The organism is Amycolatopsis jejuensis (assembly GCF_000717335.1).
In the GTDB taxonomy this organism is placed as follows: domain Bacteria; phylum Actinomycetota; class Actinomycetes; order Mycobacteriales; family Pseudonocardiaceae; genus Amycolatopsis; species Amycolatopsis jejuensis.
Genome location: NZ_JNYZ01000108.1, coordinates 1 through 369, shown reverse-complemented (window position 1 = coordinate 369; position 369 = coordinate 1). Strand labels below are relative to the sequence as shown.

Genomic DNA, 369 nt, shown 5'->3' with positions numbered 1-369 from the left:
TGTTGCGTGCGGAGGGTATTCCGTTGTGGCCCGGCACCGACGACAACACCGGCTTCTCCCTGCACCGCGAACTCGAGCTCTACACCCAAGCCGGCTACACCCCCGCCGAAGTCCTCACCATCGCCACCCAACACGCCGCCGACCACCTCGGCAACGGCCACACCCACGGCAGCATCGAACGCGGCAAAACCGCCTCCTTCATCCTCATCGACGGCGACCCCACCCACGACATCAGCACCATCCGCAACATCCGCACCGTCATCCACAACGGCAACATCTACTACCCCAGCGAAATCTACACAGAACTCGGCATCACCCCCTTCACCCAACCCGCCCACGCCACCAACCACGGCAACGACCAGTGACTCG

1 protein-coding gene is annotated in these 369 nt (G+C 63.7%); it reads left to right on the top strand.

The genetic code is table 11. The annotated features are described in order from the left end of the window. Nucleotides 1–365, top strand: a 365-nt coding sequence (locus OO71_RS45965; protein ID WP_211260849.1) for an amidohydrolase family protein, incomplete at its 5' end; no start/stop codon positions are given. Between the last annotated feature and the right edge of the window lie 4 nt (nucleotides 366–369).